This is a genomic window from Streptomyces sp. NPDC030296 (genome assembly GCF_055572815.1).
Map to the genome: position 1 here is coordinate 320,872 of NZ_JBVICQ010000007.1, position 16,923 is coordinate 337,794.

Sequence of the window (16,923 nt, forward strand, 5' to 3'; positions counted from 1 at the left end):
GAGCCGGGCCGATGAGCCGTCGTTCCGTTCGTCGTAGATCGATGAGCCGTCGATCAGAGTGCGCGCCGGGCCGACCTCGGAGGGGGAGTTGTGCGAGGTCACACCGACGATGTGCCCCCCACGCCGATCACTTAAGCGGGCGCGGATCCGGATCGGATCGAAGCTTGATCAGAGTTTGATCCGAAACCGGTCAAGTGTCGGTAAAAAGCACCTCCCCTTGCCAACTGTTCACACCGTCTCCGCATCACAGGGGTGCTGGGAGCCTCACCCTGAACCACGCGCCGTCGCCGGAGGGTTCGAGGAGGACCGTGCCGCCGTGGGCCGTCGCGATCGCGGTGACGATGCTGAGGCCGAGTCCGCTGCCCGGTGCCTTGGTGGCCTCGCCGCGGACGAAGGGCTCGAAGAGGCGTGCGCGGAGTTCCTGCGGGATGCCGGGGCCGTCGTCCATGACCTCGATGACGCGATAGCCGTCCTCCGTGCCGAGGCCCAGCGTGGTGGTGGTGCCGGGCGGGGTGTGGACGCGGGCGTTGTTCAGCAGGTTGGCGACGAGCTGGTGCAGCCGGAGCGGGTCACCGGTGACGGTGTGGTCGCCGGGCGCGAGGAGCAGCCGTACGGGGTGGTCGGGGTGGCAGTCCCGAGCGGCGGAGGCGGCGTCGCGGCAGAGCTGGGCGAGGTCCACGCACGTCAGTTGCAGGGGTTGGCCCAGGTCGAGGCGGGTGAGCAGGACGAGTTCGTCGATGAGGGTGCTCATCCGGCCGACCTCGGTGGCGATCCGGCCGAGCGCCTCCTGCCGCATGGGTTCGAAGGCGGGGTCGCCGACGCGGGCGAGTTCGGCATAGCCGGAGATCGTGGTCAGCGGGTTGCGCAGCTCGTGGCCGGCGGCGGCCATGAACTCGCGCAGCCGGCGTTCCGCCTCCTGCTGTTCCCGCCTCTCCCGGCGGCCGAGGCGGCGCGCGCCGAACAGGACGGTGGCGAGCAGCGGGACGGCGGCGGTGGTCTCGACCTGGAGGAGGCGTTCGACGGCGCGGCGATCCTCGACCGTCGAGCGGGCGGTGACCACGTAGCTGCCCTCGTGGGTACGGCCGGCCGGGGGGACGCGGACCACCTGGGCGCGGTAGGCCTCACCGAACCCGGAGGGGCCGGTCCGCGCCGCGTACGCCTTGAGGCGGCCGGGGGTGAGGGAGGGGAAGGCGGGCAGGCCCGCGGAGCCGGGGTAGCGCTCCACGACCTTGCCGTGCGCGTCGAGGACGAGGACGAGGGTGCTCTCGTCGAGGAGGGGCGGGGTGAGCGAGGCGGGCCGCTCGACCGCCCGGCGCGCGGCCGGTTCCCGGGCGGCCGGTTCCCGGGCGGCCGGTTCCCGGGCGGCCGGACCGACCGAGTCCGACCGGGAGCTGATGGCCGGGTCCGGGACCGGGTCCGGGTCCGGGGCCGAGTTGGGCCGGTTCGCCGTGGACGACCGTGCCGGGGTCCGGTCCGACACCGAGGGCGAGGGCGAGGGCGAGGGGGCGGACGAGGACACGGACGTGACACCGGCTGCGGCCCCGGACTCGGCGCCGTCAGGCCCGGATTCGCGGTCAGCCGCGGATTCGGGGTCAGGCTCGGACTTGGGGTCACCCCCGGCCGCGGTCCCCGTACCGGACCCCGTGCCCGCGTGGGACTCGGCCTCCGCCTTGGACTTCGCCCCTGTCCCTGAGCCCGCTCCCGACGTGCTTCCGGTCTCCGTCCCGCACCCGGCCCCCGTCCCGGACCCGGTCTCCCCCTCCGGCCCGGACCCGGACGCCGCCCCGAAGGGACACGCGGATCCCGGAGCCGCCGCGGGAGCCTCCGAAGCCCCTGGAGCAGCCGGAGCCCCCGGTGCCGAGCCCGGCGCCGGTGCCGACGCCGTGTCCTGCGCCGATCCCGCCGCCGACCTCGACGCCCCCGATGCCCACCCCGCCGTCGACGCTCTGGGCGCGCCCGACGGCGGGAAGGCGAGCCGGTTGAACCGCTCTATCTCGCGGTCGGTACGGGTGGTCAGATGATGGGCGAGGGTGTGCGCGGAGAGGGCACCGAGGGTGCCGAGGGTGGCCAGGGTGGCGATCAGCCAGAAGGCGACGATGCGGCCGCCCGCACGGGCGGAACGCAGGGGATGCTCCGACGCGGCGCGGTTCGCGCGGGGCTGGGGCTCGCACGGAGTCGTCGTCGCGAGCAGTCCGGCGGCCTTGATCGTCTCGCCCAGCCCGGTGAAGCCGCTCATCCGCCCGCTCCTCGCCGGATTTGTCGCGCCCCGCTCCCGACAGCTCCGCCACCCCCACTGCCCCTATGGCCCCCCCTGCCCCTACAGCCCCCACGGCCCCCGCAACCCAGCGCGGCGTTCCGGCGTTCGCTCAGTTGGTGCACAGCTGGTAGCCCACCCCCCGGACCGTGCGTATCAGTGACTGGCCCGGTTCGCCCAGTTTGCGGCGCAGATAGTAGATGTAGGTGTCGACGACGCCGGAGCCCTCGTCGCGGTGGTTCCAGACGCGTTCCTGGATCTGCCCGCGGGACAGGACGCGGCCGGGGTTCTCCATGAGGTAGCGCAGGAGCGCGAACTCGGTGGTGGTGAGGTCGACGGGGCGGCCGGCGGCCCACACCTGGTGGGCGTCCGCGTCGAGCTGGACCTCCCCGGCGCGCAGCCGGTTGCGGTCGGGAGCGGGCGGGGCGCCGCCCGCGCGGCGGAGCAGCGCGCGCACCCGTGCCGCGACCTCCTTCAGTTCGAAGGGTTTCGTGACGAAGTCGTCGCCGCCCATGTCGAGGCCGCGCACCCGGTCGTCGACGCCGCCGAGGCCGGTGAGGAAGAGCACCGGTACCGCGTTGCCGCGTTCGCGCAGCGTCCGGCAGACCTCGAAGCCGCCGAGGTCGGGCAGATTGACGTCGAGGAGGATCAGATCGGGGTCGTGGCGCGTGACGGCCTGGAGCGCGTGGCGCCCGGTGGCCGCGGGGATCACCTGGTAGCCGAGGAACTCCAGGGCCATGGTGAGCATGGAACGGATCCCCTCCTCGTCGTCCACGACGAGAAGGCGGCCCGTGTCCGAAGAGACAACAGAGGGCACAGGGGCGGTCATGTCCTGTTCCTTTGCGACCGTGACCTCAGATTGAGATCTCAAGTTTTCGGCAGGGTCCGCGTATCCTCACACGTACCGGCAGGTAAGGCAGAGCGCTTTCGGAATGATTCGGAATGACTCGTTCCTCACACTGGTCACGGGAACCCTGCCGCACCCTCATCCGTCCCCAACGACCGCGAGCGCGCCCGGAGTTGAACCGGACGCGCTCGTGTGGTGATCAGGGGCCGACGGGACGTCAGCTGGTGAAGATGAAGTACTTCCAGCTGCCGTACGTCGTGGTGTTGACATTGTCGCCGGAGGACGTGTCGATATACGCGGAACGGATCCGGAAACGGACGCCCGTGCTCGGGGTTCCGGTCAGTTCGACCGCGCCCACGCCGCCCGATTCCAGGGCGAAGTACTCCTTGCCCGTGGTGTGCCAGGCGCCCTCGTAGTACCCCTGTATCTCGACCCGGTACTTGCGGCCCGGGTAATAGGTCATCCGCGTCGTGAACAGCGGGTCCACGGACTTGCGGAAGTAGTAGTAGGTGTGGCTCCAGGCGTAGTTCGTCTTGTAGTGACGGCTCGGGGTCGTCGACACACTGACCTTGGTGTAGACGCGGCTCGTGGCGGTCACCGGCTTGTAGCGGGCGTCGCCCGCGAACTTCGCCGTGAGCTTGGTGTCACGGGTCAGGTCGAGGGTGACCGACAGGTTCCCCGAGGAGTTCACGGTCCCCGACTTGACCAGCTTGTTCGGCTTGTCGGAGCCGTACGGGTCGGCCCAGATCTCGACCGTGCGGTTCTTGTACGTGGTCCCGAGGTGCGCCGTGAAGGAGACGTCCGCGCCGTACGCGTACACGTCGCCGTTCTTGTTGAGCGTCAGCGTGGACGTGGCGCGGGAGACCTCGACGGTGTCGGAGGCGCTCGCGGCGGTGTGCTTGGTGTCGCCCGCGTAGGAGACGGTGTACGTGACGGAGCCGCCGGCCGGCGGGGTGTCCTTGAAGGCGTACGTGCCGTCCGCGGCGACCGTGACCGGGGCGAGCGCCTTGCCCGCCGGGGACTCCAGGTCGGTGCGGGTGACGGTGAGCGTCGTCCCCGGGGCGAAGGCCGTGTCCGAGGTCAGCTTGCCGGTGACCGTCAGCTCCTTGGCGCGGGTGGCCGTCGCGGGCGCGTTCACCGAGAGGGTCGTGGGCGCCGGGACGGTGTCGTCGAGGTCGCGCAGCGCGTAGCCGCCGGAGCTGGTGGCGACCACCGCGAACAGGTGCGACTCGTCGGGCGCGAAGGCGAGGCCGCCGGGTACGAGGGTGCCCGCGCCGGTGCCGTCGGCGGTGTCCGTGAAGTCGTAGACGTGCTCGGCGCTGGTGGTGCCCGGCTCGTAGACCCACACGTCCGGCTCGTACATGCCGTCGATGCCCGCGGCGACCGTGCCGTCGGGGGCGATGTCGACGGCGTTCGGGTACGCGTCGGTCGGGTACTTGCCGTCCGGCGTCAGGTCGGACGTCCTGTACACCTGCTGGTAGTACGGGGCGCCGCTGGCCACCACGAGGTGGGAGCCGTCCGGGGTGAGGGCGAGGTCGCGCAGGTTGCTCGCCACGTAGTCGTTGGTGTTGGGGCCGGTCGCCGTCTTCGTCGCCGTCCCCGACGACACGTCGTAGACGGCCACGGTGGCCGGGCTCACGCCCTCGACGCCGGCCGCCAGGGTGTTCGGGGCACCGGGCGTGGAGGCCATCATGGGGGCCGTGTACCAGCCGCCGGCCTGCTTGAGGGTGACCACGGGGTCGGAGCCGGACACGTCCAGCGAGCCGATGTTGCCCTGGGCGGCGGCGCCGTAGCCGAACCACAGCTTGCCGCCGGCCCACGCCGGGTACTGCGGATCGGTGCCCTCGCCCGTGGGGTACCGCTTCGCCTCGGTGACCGTCGCGGTGTCGATGGCCACGACGGAGTCGTCCCCCGGCACTGCCGCGTACAGCGTGCCCGAGTCGGGGGACAGCTCCAGACCCTTGGCACCGGGCAGCGAGGCCACGGTGCCGACGACGTTGCCCGCGTAGTCGGTGGCGACGACCTTGCCGCCGACCGGATCGGAGACGAAGACCCGCTGGTGGCCCCCGTCGACGACGACGTCCCCGGCCGACTGCACCGGCAGCGGAGTGCTGGTGTCGGCGAGGGCGGGCGTCGCCCCGGTGACCGCGAGCGCGGCCGAACTGAAGAGGACGGCCAACGCGGTGGCCGTCGGAAGGGTGCGTCTGCGCACGGTGATGCCTTGCTCTCGTGTGGGGCGGTGCCCTCAGCCGGTGAAGATGAAGTACTTCCAGGCGCCGTACGTCGTGGTGTTGACGTTGTCGCCGGACGTCGTGTCGTGGTACTCGGAGCGGAAACGGAAGCGGACGTTCGTACTCGGGGTGCCGGTGAGCGTGACCTCGGAGACGCCGGAGGCGCCGAGCGAGAAGTACTCCGAGCCCGCGTCCCGCCAGGCGCCCTGGTAGTACGCCTGGAGCTTGAGACGCTGCTTGCGGCCCGGGTGGTACGTCATCGTCGTCCTCAGGACGGGGTCCTTGGACTGGCGGATGTAGTGGTAGGTGTGGTTCCACGCCGACTGGGTCTTGTAGTGACCGCTGATCGAGGTCGAGATCCGCACCTTGGTGTAGACGCGGCTCGTCACCGTCACCGGCTTGTAGCGGGCGTCGCCGGCGAACTTGGCGGTGAGCTTGGTGTCACGGGTGAGGTCGAGGGTGACCGACAGGTTCCCCGAGGAGTTCACCGTCCCCGACTTCACCAGCTTGTCGGGCTTGTCGGAGCCGTAGGGGTCGGCCCAGATCTCGACGGTGCGGTTCTTGTACGTCGTGCCGAGGTGCGCGGTGAACGTGACGTCCGTGCCGTAGGCGTACACGTTGCCGTTCTTGTTGAGCGTCAGCGTGGGGGTGGCGCGGGAGACCTCGACGGTGTCGGAGGCGGAACTCGTCGTGTGGTCGGCGTCGCCCGCGTAGGAGACGATGTACTTCACGGTGCCGCCGGCCGGCGGGGTGTCCTTGAAGGAGTACGTGCCGTCGGCCGTGACCGGTACGTCCGCGAGGGCCTTGCCCGACGGGGACTCCAGGTCGGTGCGGGTCACCGCGACGGTGCTCCCGGCGGGGAACGCGAGGTCCGAGCTCACCTTGCCGGTGACCGACAGTTCCTTGGCACGGGTGGCCGTGGGCGGCGCGTCGACGGAGACGGTTGTGGCCGTCCTGGTGGGGTCGGTCAGCACGCGCAAGGTGAAGGAGCCGTCCTCGTCCGTCGTGATCACGAACAGGCGGGACTCGTCGGGCGTCCAGGCCAGCCCGCCGGGCACGACCCGGCCGTTCCCGAAGCCGTTGACGTCGGTGAAGGTGTGCGTGCGGACAGGTGTGGTCGCGTGGGGTTCGTAGAGGTAGACGACCGGGGCGCTCCTGTTGTCGACGCCTGCCGCGATCGTGCCGTCGGGTGCGATCTCGACGGCCGTCGGCCAGTAGGTGCTCGGGTAGATGCCGTCGGGGGCCAGGTCCGACGTCCTGAACGCCTGGTGGTGGGACGGGGACTCGCCGGCCGTGACGATCTGGGAGCCGTCGGCGCCGAGCGCGAGGTCCCGCAGGTTGCCGCCGACGGGGTCGACGGCGTTCGGGCCGCTCGCCGTGCGGGTGGCCGTGCCCGAGGACACGTCGTAGACCGCCAAGGAGGGCGGGCTGACGTCCTTGACGCCCGCCACCAGTGTGTGGGGTGCGCCCGGGTGGGTCGCCAGGACCGGTGCCGCGGACCAGGGGTGGTCCGGGTCCTGGTTCAGTGTGACCACCGGGGAAGCGCCGGACGGATCGAGCGAGCCGATGTCGCCCTGATCGGCGGTGCCGTAGCCGAACCACAGCTTGCCGCCGGCCCACGCCGGGTACTGCGGGTCGGTGCCCCCGCCCGTCGGATAGCGCTTGACCTCGGTCAGGGTCGCCGTGCTGACGGCGACGATCGCGTCGGCGCCGGGCACCGCCGCGTACAGCGTGCCCGAGTCGGGGGACAGTTCCAGACCTCTGACACCGGGCAGCGAGGGCATGGTCTTCACCGTCCTGCCCGCGTAGTCGGTGGCCACTATCTGGCCGCCGAGCGGGTTGCTGACGAAGACCCGCTGATGAACGGCGTCCACCACGACGTCACCGACCGACGTGACCGGTAGCTCGGCGACGGCCGCCGCGGGAGAGGCGGCCCCCACCGTGAGCGTGGCCGAACCGACGAGGACGGTCAGCGCGGTGGCAGCGGGAAGAAGGCGTATGCGCACGTGTTCGAACCCCCCGGAACGCGGAACGAGAGAGCGTCCCGTGTAGCTGGACGGTACACGGACACATGGAGCGAAGACTAGATCAAGCCACTGGACGGGGCTTCGGAGGGGGTCCGCAGAGGACGCGACGGAGTCCGTCTTCGCTCTCGGTGCCGTCATGAACTGCTGCTTTCCGCCCTCGCGGCCATCGGTCCAGGCCGGTCGTGCACAGGGTCCCGGGGGCGCGTTTCAAGACACCGTCCGGACGCTCCGTAGGCGTTCACCGGCCCATGTCCCTTCATTCGCAAGCCGGTTCGGGCGCGCAGGCAACCTGCGGATTCCGTTTCGCCTCCTTCGGGGCGTGAGGCGCTTCCGGTACGGGTGGGGCGCCCGCGTTCGAAGCGTGGGGAGGGACCCTTGAACCATGCCCGGCGAACAGGTGTCGCCGCCGTGGTCGTGCTCGCGGCACTGGCGGGAGCACCCGGGTCGGCACAGGCCCAACCGCCGTCGGTGGCCGCGGCATCGGTGACGGCATCGGACGGCGGGCTGCCGCCGGGGTGGCGTGTCACCGGTGAAGGGGCGGAACGGGAGCTGGTCTGGCGGTCCGAGCGGACCGTGCCCATGGGCGACGCCCGCGTCGAGTTCCACGCCGGAGACCGGCTGCTCGGCGTACCGAGGGCGGCGGCCGACGGGCGTACGTTCCGGCTGGCCCTCGACCAGGACGCCCCACTGGAGGACCTCCGGGTGCTCGCGGCCGGGCGCCGGCTGGACGCGAAGGCCGACGGTCCGGGAGGCGACGGCTCCGGTGACAGCGGCGGCTCCGGTGGGGGGAGCGCCGCGCCCGACGCCGGGCGGCTTCCGGCCGCCCAGCCCCCGGCGAACGCCGTCGACCCCGGCAAGCCGGGCCCGTACGGCACGGTCTCCGGCGAGTACGACCTCCCCCCGGTGAAGCTGCCCGGCTTCGCCGAGCCGGTCGAGATGCAGGCCGTCGTCGTCGCCCCGAAGGGCGCCACCGGCGAGCGGCCGCTCGCGCTGTTCCTGCACGGCCGGCACGGCACCTGCTACAAGCCGGGCGGCGACGGCGACGACGTGAGCGGCGACTGGCCCTGCCCGGCAGGCCAGAAGGCGATCCCCAGCTACAAGGGCTATCTGCGCGACCAGAAGCTGCTCGCCTCCCAGGGCTACATGACGGTGTCGATCTCGGCGAACGGCATCAACGGCCAGGACGGGGAGGTCGAGGACGGCGGCGCGCAGGCCCGTTCCTCGCTGGTGCGCCAGCACCTCGCCAAGTGGGCCGACTGGACCGCCCACCGGGGCGACGCCCCGGCCGTGGTGCGCGACGCGCCCGAGACCGACCTCTCCCGTGTCCTGCTCGTCGGCCACTCACGCGGCGGCGAGGGCGTCAACCGGGCCGCGATGGACAGCCTCTACCCGGCGCCCGCCGACCAGGACGGCTACCGCGGTCCCGTCAGCTGGAAGATCCGCGGCACCGTGCTCATCGGGCCCACGATCTTCGGCCACAACCCCGTCGCCGACGTCCCGTCCGTGACCCTCCTGCCCGGCTGCGACGGCGACGTCGCCGACCTCCAGGGCGAGGTGTACGTGGACGGCACACGCGGCGTCAGCAAGGGCAGCGCCCTGCACAGCGCCGTCTACGTCGTCGGCGCCAACCACAACTTCTTCAACAGCGAGTGGACACCCGGCCAGGCCGAGGCGCCCGCCGACGACGACTTCTGGGAGGACCCGGACAGCCACGACCGGGACAAGGTGTGCTCCCCGCGCAGCCGCACCCGGCTCACCGCCGGCCAGCAGCAGAAGGCCGGCGCCACCTACACGGCCGCCGCGGCCCGGCTGTTCGTGGCGGGCGACGACCGGGTACGCCCGCTGCTCGACGGCTCGAACCGGCGCGCCCCGTCCGCCGACCCGGCCAGGGTGCTCACCCACGCCGTCGGCGCCCGCCGCACCGGTGGGTTCCTGCCCGACAACGGCGTGAAGGTGACCGGCGGCCGACTGTGCGCCGCGGTCGACCCGTCCGCCACCAAGGCCTGCCTGAGCAGGAAGGTCAAGGGGACGTCCCCGCACTTCGCCTGGTGGCAGACGTCGAAGGAGGCCGGCCGCGGCGCCGTCGCGCTGAAGTGGTCGGCGGCGGGCAGGGCGACGAAGGTCACCCCGGACAAGCCGGTGTCCCTGTCCGGCGCCACGCACCTGGCGCTGCGGGTGATCGTGCCGCCGAACACCTCCGGCACCAAGCTGGACGTGTCCGTCACCGACTCCGCCGGACGCCGGGCGAAACTCGGCCGGGTGAAGGTCGACGGGCTGCCCGGCACCGAGCGCACCGCCTCCTACTGGGCGCGCGAGACACGGGTACCGCTGACCGCGGCCGGCCGCGGCGGATTCGACCTCAAGCACGTCAAGTCCCTCACTCTTACCCCGCGTTCGCGCTCCGGGCAGGCCTGGATGATGGACGCCTGGGGCTGGGCGCCGGGCACCCCGGCCGTCACCGCCGCCGCCCTCCCGCGCGTCGACATCGGCCGGCTCAGGGTCAAGGAGGGCGACTCCGGCACCCGCACGTACCGCGTCCCGGTCACGGTCTCCGGGCACGGCAGCGGCAAGGTCCGCTTCTCCGTCCTGGACCGGGACACCGGACGCACCGTGGACAGGACGGTCACCGTACGGCCCGGGGTGAGCCCCATCGACGTGCCGGTCGTGGTCAAGGGCGACACCCGCTTCGGTGACGGCGAGCGGCACTTCCTTCTCGCCAAGGCCGTGCGCGGCGCGGTCGTCGGCTCGTACGCGGGCGGTGTCCTCGTGGAGGACGACGACGCGGTGCCCGTGGTGGGGCTGAAGGCGGTCGCCGGCCGGGTGACCGAGGGCAGGAAGCTGACCTGGAGGGTGACGTTCTCGGCGCCGTCCGAGGTCGACGTCCGCCAGGTGGTCCAGCTGCTGCCGGTCACCGAGGGCGTCGAGCTGTCCACCAAGGACGTGGACCCGCGGTGGCTGGCCGACATGGACGTGCGGCCCGGCCCGGAACGCCCGCTGTCGCAGGCGGGCCTGTGGATCATCGTCAACGTCCCGGCGGGGCGCACCACCGCCGACTTCACCGTCCCGACGGTGAAGGACCGGGTGACCGAGCCGGCCGAGTCGCTGCGCCTGGCGCTGACCGGCTGGGACGGCGAACCGCTGCCTGGCCTGGAGTCGGCGGGGACGGTCGTGGACGCCTCGTAGGACAGGCGTCGGGAACACGGAGGGGGCATGGACCGGGTGACGGTCCATGCCCCCTCGCCGCACCCGGCCGGCAGGCCGATCGGCGTCAGCTGGTGAAGATGAAGTACTTCCAGGCGCCGTACGTCGTGGTGTTGACGTTGTCGCCGGAGGTCGTGTCGTGGTACTCGGAGCGGAAACGGAAGCGGATGTTCGTGGTGGGGGTGCCCGTCAGGGTGATGTCGGACCCGCCGGACGTGCCGAGCTCGAAGTACTCCGAGCCCGCGTCCCGCCAGGCGCCCTGGTAGTAGGCCTGGAGCTGGAGGCGCTGCTTGCGGCCCGGGTAGTACGTCATCGTCGTCTTCAGGACGGGGTCCTTGGACTTGCGGATGTAGTGGTACTTATGGCCCCACGCCGACTGCGTCTTGTAGTAGCCGCCGATCGAGGACGAGATCCTGACCTTGGTGTAGACGGTGTTGGTGACCGTCCTCGGCTTGTAGCGGGCGTCGCCCGCGAACTTCACGGACACCTTGGTGTCACGGGTCAGGTCCAGGGTGACCGACAGGTTCCCCGAGGAGTTCACGGTCCCCGACTTGACCAGCTTGTTCGGCTTGTCGGAGCCGTACGGGTCGGCCCAGATCTCCAGCTTGCGGTTCTTGTACGTGGTCCCGAGGTGCGCGGTGAACGTGACGTCCGCGCCGTACGCGTAGGTGTTGCGGTTCTTGTTCAGCGTCAGCGTGGGCGTGGCGCGCGAGACCTCGACGGTGTCCGAGGCGGAGCCCGGTGCGTGGTCGGCGTCGCCCGCGTAGCGCACCGTGTACTTCACCTTGCCGCCGACGGACGGCGTGTCGGAGAAGGAGTACGTGCCGTCGGCCGCGACCGTCACGTCCGCGAGGGCCTTGCCCGACGTGTTCTCCAGGTCGGTGCGGGTCACCGTCAGCTTCACCCCCGCCGGGAGCGCCGCCTTCGAGGTGACCTTGCCCGTGACGGTGAGCTGCTTGGCGCGGGTGGCCGTGGCGGGCGCGTTCACGCTGATGGCGGTGGTGGCCTTGGTGGGCGCCTCCAACACGCGCAGCGAGTACACGCCCTCGTCGTTGTAGGTCACCGCGAACAGACGGGACGCGTCCGGTGCCCAGGCCAGGCCCGAGTCGGGCAGCTCGTCACCGCCGCTGCTGCCACCGGTGTTCGGGAAGTCGTACTCGCGGACCGAGGTGGTGGAGCCGGGCTTGTAGACGTAGACGTCCGGCTCGTAGATGCCGTCGATACCGGCCGCCACGGTCCCGTCGGGCGCCACGGCGACCGAGTTCGGGTAGGTGTCGCTGGCGTAGGTGCCGTCCGCCGTCAGGTCGGAGGTCTTGAACACCTGGTGGTGGTACGGGGCGCCGCTGGCCACGATGACGCGCTGCCCGTCCGGGGTGACCGCGAGGTCGCCCATGTTCGAACCGCCGGTGTCCACGGCCGCCGTGCGGCTCGCGCCGCTCGACGAGACGTCGTACACGGCGAGCTTGTTGCCGCCGGGCTCGCCGGCGACCAGGGCGCCGGCGCCGGGCGCCGCGTCCAGGATCGGTGCGTAGTACCAGAGGTGCGTGGTGTCCTGGTCGAGCGCGACCACGGGCTCCTCGCCGGACAGGTCCAGCGAGCCCAGGTCGCCGCTGCCGGCCGCGCCGTAGCCGAACCAGAGCTTGCCGCCGGCCAGCGCGAGACTCACCGGGGCGTCGCCCACGGTGTAGCGGGCGGACTCGGTGTTCGTCGCCGTGTCGACGGCCACGACGGCGTCCGCGTCCCGCACCGCCGCGTACAGGGTGCCGGAGTCCGCGGACAGCTCCAGGCCCTGGACGCCGGGCAGGTTCGTCAGCTGCTTGACGACGATGCCGTGGAAGTCGGTGACGACGATCTTGCCGCTGTGCGGGTCGCTGATGAAGACCCGCTGGTGGACGCCGTCCACCGCGATGTCCGCGCTCGACGCGACCGGAAGGACCATGGTGCTGTCGGCCGCCGCCGGGGCGGCCGTGCCGACCGCGAGCGCGGCCGAGCTGAAGAGGACTGCCAGCGCGGTGGCAGCCGGAAGAGTGCGCATACGCACGTTTTCGAACCCCCCGGAACGAAAAGCGAGAGAGTGCCGCGTATGTCTGTTCGACTCGCGGGCAAGTGAGCGAAGACTAGGTCACGCCTCTGACAGAAGCGTCACGGGGGTCCTTCCCGTTTCGACCACGCGTCCGTGCTCGCGTGGTTACGCTCGGTGCATGTCGAACGTACGCCGACTGGACCCCAGTGCCTCGCCGTTGGACTACTTCGGCTCAGAGCTGCGCCGCCGCAGAGAGGAGGCGGGCCTGACGCAGGGGGATCTGGGAAAGGCCCTCTTCTGCACGGGTTCACTCATCGGGCAGATCGAGACGGCACATCGGGTTCCTCAACGTGAGTTCGCCGAGCGGGTGGATGCGGCGCTCATGACGGACGGGTTCTTCTCGCGGTTGGTGGGGCTGGTGCTGCGCAGCCAGTTGCCGACGTGGTTCCAGCAGTACGCCGAGTTGGAGGCCAAGGCGACGTACATCGCGTCCTACCAGGCTCAGTTGGTGGATGGACTGCTCCAGACCGAGGGATATGCCCGAGCCGTTCTGGGAGTGCGGAACCAAGGGGACCTCGATGCCAAGGTCGCGGCCCGGCTTGAACGACAGCGGATCCTGGCCCGGGAAGAGCCCCCCTTGCTGTGGGTGGTGCTGAGCGAGGCGGTGTTGCACCAAGAGGTCGGCACTCGTCAGGTCATGCGTGACCAGCTCGCGCACTTGACGCGCTTCACCGAAGACGGCTGGACACAGCTCCAGGTGCTGCCGTTCCGTGCTGGCCAACACCCCGGACAACTAGGGTCGTTCAACCTGCTGCGCTTCGAGGACGACCCGGACCTCGTTTATACGGAGGACTTCATTCAAGGGCACATGACGGCCGACTCGCGCGCTTTCAAGGAGGGGCAGCTCCGTTACGATCACTTGAGGGCTGCTGCACTCTCCCTGAAGGACTCTGCGGCACTGATCGCACGCGTGATGGAGGAGCGGTATGGGCACCAGCCAGAAGCTGTCGACGGCGCAGTGGCGTAAGTCCTCGTACAGCGGCGACACCGGCGGCCAGTGCGTCGAATGCGCCCCTCTCGGCACCGCCCAGTGGATCAAGTCCTCCCACAGCGGCACCAACGGCGGTGAATGCGTCGAAGTGGCCCCCCTGGCCCCCCACATAGCCATCCGCGACTCCAAGAACCCCGCTGGCGGCATCCTCACCCTCTCTGCCGCGGCCTTCTCCGTGTTCCTGGACCACGTGTCGTCCGGCGGCCAACAGCCGTAGCCACAGACGTGGCTGAGGCCGAACGGGGAGCGGGCCGCTCGCGTCATTGCGAGCGGCCCGCTGCTCGTCAGCTGCCCTCGCCCGTGCGGCGCCGGCGCGCGAAGTAGACGCCGGCCGCACCGATCGCCACGACCGTGGCGCCCGCACCCGCGATCAGCGGCGTGCTGCTGGACCCGCCGGTCTCGGCGAGACCTCCGTTCGTCTTCGGGTCGTTCGCCCCCTTGTCCTTGTCCGAGTCGCCGTCCGTGCCGGTTCCGGGCGTGGCCGGCGCGGTGGGGGTCGGGGACGCGCCGGGACCGGGCGCGTCGCTCTTGGCGAGCACACCCGCGAACGCTCCCGCGATCACCTTGTGGCCCTCGGCATTGGGGTGCGGGTCCTTCATCTTGCACGCCCAGGTCAGCGTGCAGATCTTGGCCACGTTCGCCGGGACCTCGCCCACGCCGGGAACGTTCACCTGGGTGGTGAAGTCGTCCGAGGAGAAGGCCGTGGCCACGTCCGCCACCTTGAAGCCGGTGGACTTGTAGACCTGGGTGATCCCCGTGTTGGCGGCCTTGATCAGGGGCGCCGACTCCTTGGCGGCCTGCTGGCCCGCCGGGCCCTGCGCCCAGGCCGCCAGGAACGGGTTGTGGTACGTCGCGCCCACGAACTGGGTCTTCTTCCCGCCGGCCTGGCGGAGCGCGCCCGCGATCTGGGCGAGGTTCTTCGCCATGCTCTGGCTGCGGCTGTTCAGGCACGCGCCGTCGAGGGCGCCGACCGGGCTGACGCAGTTGAGGAGGATGTCGTTGGCGCCGACGCTGAGGGTCACGTAGGCGACCTTGCCGCGGTGCTGGGCCATGGCCTTCAGCGCGGCGTCCAGCTGGGACTTGGCGTTCGGGTAGTCGCACTTCCCGCCGCTGATCAGGGAATCGGTGGTCTCGGCGGTGCAGCCGAGGCGTATGTGCTTCAGGCCGGGGGTGCGCTGCTTGAGCTGCGCGTACAGCTGGTCGGTGTAGGAGGAGTCGGTGTCCTTGTCCACGTCCGGCTGGTACCCCGAGGCCAGGGAGTCGCCGAGCGAGATGTAGTACGTGGCGCCCTGGCTGTCGCTCGCCTCGTCGGCGGCGGCGAGACCGGGCGTGCCCAGCGCGATCGTCATGGCGGCGACGGCGAGAGGGGGGCCGAAACGCTGAAGGGATCTCTTCACTTGCGTGCGCTTTCTAGTGATGGGGGGGTGAATACCCGAGGAGCGGAGGGAAGCTCGCCTGAAAGCAGCGGAACGCAGCCGCTACGGTTTTCGGGCACCCGAATGTGGCCTTCTTGTGAAGGTGTAGGGGGGTCGTCTCCACGGGCTGTATGCCTGTTTGACCGCACCTCGGAGACGCGGCGTCAATCTAGCAGCGCTCCGGGCGAATTCGGTATAGGGGTCCGACAAAGCGATGGTCGCCACGACACGTGTAATCATCAGAAAGACTCGCCTGGAAGGGAATTGGTGACCGGACCCGTCGGTAGCCATTCGCTGAGTGATCAACGGGCGGCGACAGCCCCGCGATCAGCCCACCACCTGCACAGGAGCTGGCCGCTCCGGGCTCGACGAAGATTTTACGCGCGGCGGTTGGCCTCTTGTTCGACATGTCGACTAAAGCGAGGCCGACATGTTCGACGGGTCGAATAAAGTCGATCGACAGAATGCGGGACGGACTTCAACTCACCCCTACTGGCGGCGAATTAACAGTAAACAGAAAGCCGCACCGGAGAACCTGGGGAAGAGACTCCGCAAGGACCCTCCGGGGACTCGGTGAAGGGGCCGCCGCGGCCGCCGTACTCGAGGCGGTCGGCGGCAGGTTCTCCTCTGTCCAAGTGAAGGGGGAAACACGTGCGTGGTGCCGTGGTGACCAAGGCCGGGGATCGGGTCCGGTGGGTGGAGTGGGAGGGGGACGAGCCCTGTCGGGTGTATGTGCACGGGCTGGGGGCCGCTTCGGGGCCGTACTTCACGGCCGTGGCCACGCATCCGGCGCTCGCCGGGCGGCGGTCGCTGCTCGTCGACATGCTGGGGCACGGGATCAGTGACCGGCCGACGGACTTCGACTACTCCCTGGAGGCGCACGCCGACGCGCTCGCCCGAGCGCTGACCGTCGCGGGGGTCGCCGGCGCCGAACTCGTCGCGCACGGCATGGGCGGCTCCGTGGGGATCGTGCTGGCGTACCGGCACCCGGAACTCGTGTCGAAGCTGGTGATGATCGACTCCAACCTCGATCCGCTCACGCCCGCCCGCGGCGTCGCCGGGAGCAACGGCATCGCGTCGTACTCCGAGGAGGAGTTCCTGGCCGGCGGCTGGGCCGAGTTCGCCGAGCTGGCCGGAGCCGAGTGGTGGGCGACGATGCGGCTGGCCGGGCGGGAGGCGCTGTACCGCAGCGCCGTCCGGCTCGCCCGCGGCACGCGCCCCACCATGCGGGAGCTGCTCCTCGACCTGAAGATCCCCTGTACCTGTCTCCACCCCGAGGCGGACGGCCCGCTGCCCGGCGCCGACGCCCTCACCGCGTCCGGCGTGAGCGTCGTCCCCGTTCCGGACTGCGGCCACAACGTCATGCTCGACAACCCGGAGGCGTTCGTACGGGCGACCGCGGCCGCGCTGGCCGACTGACGGGCCGGCTGACGGGCCCGCCCCCGGCCAGGCCGTGGACCTCGGCCGTCCCGCTCCCAGTCAGGCCGTGGACCTCGGCCGGGACGTGCCGCCGCCCTGCGCGCGCAGCTCCTCGTTGATGCGCAGGGCCTCTTCCAGCTGGTCCTCGAGGATGACGATGCGGCAGGCGGCCTCGATGGGGGTGCCCTGGTCGACGAGTTCACGGGCCCGGGCGGCGATGCGCAGCTGGTAGCGGGAGTAGCGGCGGTGACCGCCTTCGGAGCGCAGCGGGGTGATCAGGCGGTGTTCGCCGAGGGCGCGGAGGAAGGCGGGCGTGGTGCCGAGCATCTCGGCGGCCCGGCCCATGGTGTACGCGGGGTAGTCGTCGTCGTCGAGATTGTCGGTGAGACGGGAACGGGCAGCGGGCACAGACCTCTTCTTTCGCGGACACGTCGGGGGGCTCGGGTGCCGTACGG

Annotated in this window: 11 protein-coding genes; 4 read left to right on the plus strand and 7 right to left on the minus strand. The window is 70.9% G+C overall.

What is annotated here, in order from left to right; all coding sequences use genetic code 11:
- Positions 1-244 precede the first annotated feature (244 nt).
- From ACZ4Z3_RS22085 to ACZ4Z3_RS22100, 4 genes are all read right to left on the minus strand, one after another.
- Complete coding sequence (locus ACZ4Z3_RS22085) at positions 245-2,236, minus strand: sensor histidine kinase (RefSeq protein WP_468502587.1); 1,992 nt, start codon at positions 2,234-2,236, stop codon at positions 245-247.
- A gap of 130 nt (positions 2,237-2,366) precedes the next feature.
- Complete coding sequence (locus ACZ4Z3_RS22090; protein WP_468502588.1) at positions 2,367-3,083, minus strand: response regulator transcription factor; 717 nt, start codon at positions 3,081-3,083, stop codon at positions 2,367-2,369.
- Positions 3,084-3,318: 235 nt separating this feature from the next.
- Positions 3,319-5,313: a YncE family protein gene (locus ACZ4Z3_RS22095; RefSeq protein ID WP_468502589.1), complete on the minus strand. Its 1,995-nt coding sequence runs from the start codon at positions 5,311-5,313 to the stop codon at positions 3,319-3,321.
- A 33-nt stretch (positions 5,314-5,346) separates the two neighbouring features.
- Positions 5,347-7,338 (minus strand): YncE family protein, encoded by a 1,992-nt coding sequence (locus ACZ4Z3_RS22100; RefSeq protein ID WP_468502590.1) that lies wholly within the window; start codon positions 7,336-7,338, stop codon positions 5,347-5,349.
- A gap of 396 nt (positions 7,339-7,734) precedes the next feature.
- On the opposite strand from ACZ4Z3_RS22100, the gene ACZ4Z3_RS22105 reads away from it, so the two are divergent.
- Positions 7,735-10,542, plus strand: coding sequence for an alpha/beta hydrolase family protein (locus ACZ4Z3_RS22105; RefSeq protein ID WP_468502591.1), 2,808 nt, complete (start codon positions 7,735-7,737; stop codon positions 10,540-10,542).
- Positions 10,543-10,627: 85 nt separating this feature from the next.
- Here the strand turns inward: ACZ4Z3_RS22105 and ACZ4Z3_RS22110 are convergent, their stop codons facing one another.
- The gene (locus tag ACZ4Z3_RS22110) at positions 10,628-12,595 is read right to left on the minus strand and encodes a YncE family protein (RefSeq protein ID WP_468502592.1); all 1,968 of its coding nucleotides are present in this window, start codon (positions 12,593-12,595) and stop codon (positions 10,628-10,630) included.
- Between the two features lie 166 nt (positions 12,596-12,761).
- Here ACZ4Z3_RS22110 and ACZ4Z3_RS22115 point away from each other — a divergent pair, with 166 nt between their 5' ends.
- A complete protein-coding gene (locus ACZ4Z3_RS22115; RefSeq protein WP_468502593.1) occupies positions 12,762-13,610 on the plus strand; it encodes a helix-turn-helix domain-containing protein in 849 nt (282 codons plus the stop codon).
- The gene (locus ACZ4Z3_RS22120) at positions 13,570-13,851 is read left to right on the plus strand and encodes a DUF397 domain-containing protein (protein WP_468502594.1); all 282 of its coding nucleotides are present in this window, start codon (positions 13,570-13,572) and stop codon (positions 13,849-13,851) included. Before ACZ4Z3_RS22115 ends, ACZ4Z3_RS22120 begins: the two co-directional genes overlap by 41 nt.
- A 67-nt stretch (positions 13,852-13,918) precedes the next feature.
- Here ACZ4Z3_RS22120 and ACZ4Z3_RS22125 read toward each other — a convergent pair whose 3' ends face one another.
- Entirely contained in the window at positions 13,919-14,983 is a 1,065-nt protein-coding gene (locus tag ACZ4Z3_RS22125) for an SGNH/GDSL hydrolase family protein (protein ID WP_468502595.1), read from the minus strand.
- 717 nt (positions 14,984-15,700) lie between these two features.
- Between ACZ4Z3_RS22125 and ACZ4Z3_RS22130 the strand changes: the two genes are divergently transcribed.
- Positions 15,701-16,468 (plus strand): alpha/beta fold hydrolase, encoded by a 768-nt coding sequence (locus ACZ4Z3_RS22130; RefSeq protein WP_468502596.1) that lies wholly within the window; start codon positions 15,701-15,703, stop codon positions 16,466-16,468.
- Between the two features lie 60 nt (positions 16,469-16,528).
- Here the strand turns inward: ACZ4Z3_RS22130 and ACZ4Z3_RS22135 are convergent, their stop codons facing one another.
- A complete protein-coding gene (locus tag ACZ4Z3_RS22135; protein ID WP_468502748.1) occupies positions 16,529-16,813 on the minus strand; it encodes a helix-turn-helix domain-containing protein in 285 nt (94 codons plus the stop codon).
- Positions 16,814-16,923 lie beyond the last annotated feature (110 nt).

Coding starts and splice junctions, on each gene's coding strand:
- ACZ4Z3_RS22110 (WP_468502592.1), bottom strand. CDS start 12,595: ATGCGCACTCTTCCGGCTGCCACCGCGCTGGCAGTCCTCTTCAGCTCG.
- ACZ4Z3_RS22115 (WP_468502593.1), top strand. CDS start 12,762: ATGTCGAACGTACGCCGACTGGACCCCAGTGCCTCGCCGTTGGACTAC.
- ACZ4Z3_RS22120 (WP_468502594.1), top strand. CDS start 13,570: ATGGGCACCAGCCAGAAGCTGTCGACGGCGCAGTGGCGTAAGTCCTCG.
- ACZ4Z3_RS22125 (WP_468502595.1), bottom strand. CDS start 14,983: ATGACGATCGCGCTGGGCACGCCCGGTCTCGCCGCCGCCGACGAGGCG.
- ACZ4Z3_RS22090 (WP_468502588.1), bottom strand. CDS start 3,083: ATGACCGCCCCTGTGCCCTCTGTTGTCTCTTCGGACACGGGCCGCCTT.
- ACZ4Z3_RS22085 (WP_468502587.1), bottom strand. CDS start 2,236: ATGAGCGGCTTCACCGGGCTGGGCGAGACGATCAAGGCCGCCGGACTG.
- ACZ4Z3_RS22135 (WP_468502748.1), bottom strand. CDS start 16,813: ATGGGCCGGGCCGCCGAGATGCTCGGCACCACGCCCGCCTTCCTCCGC.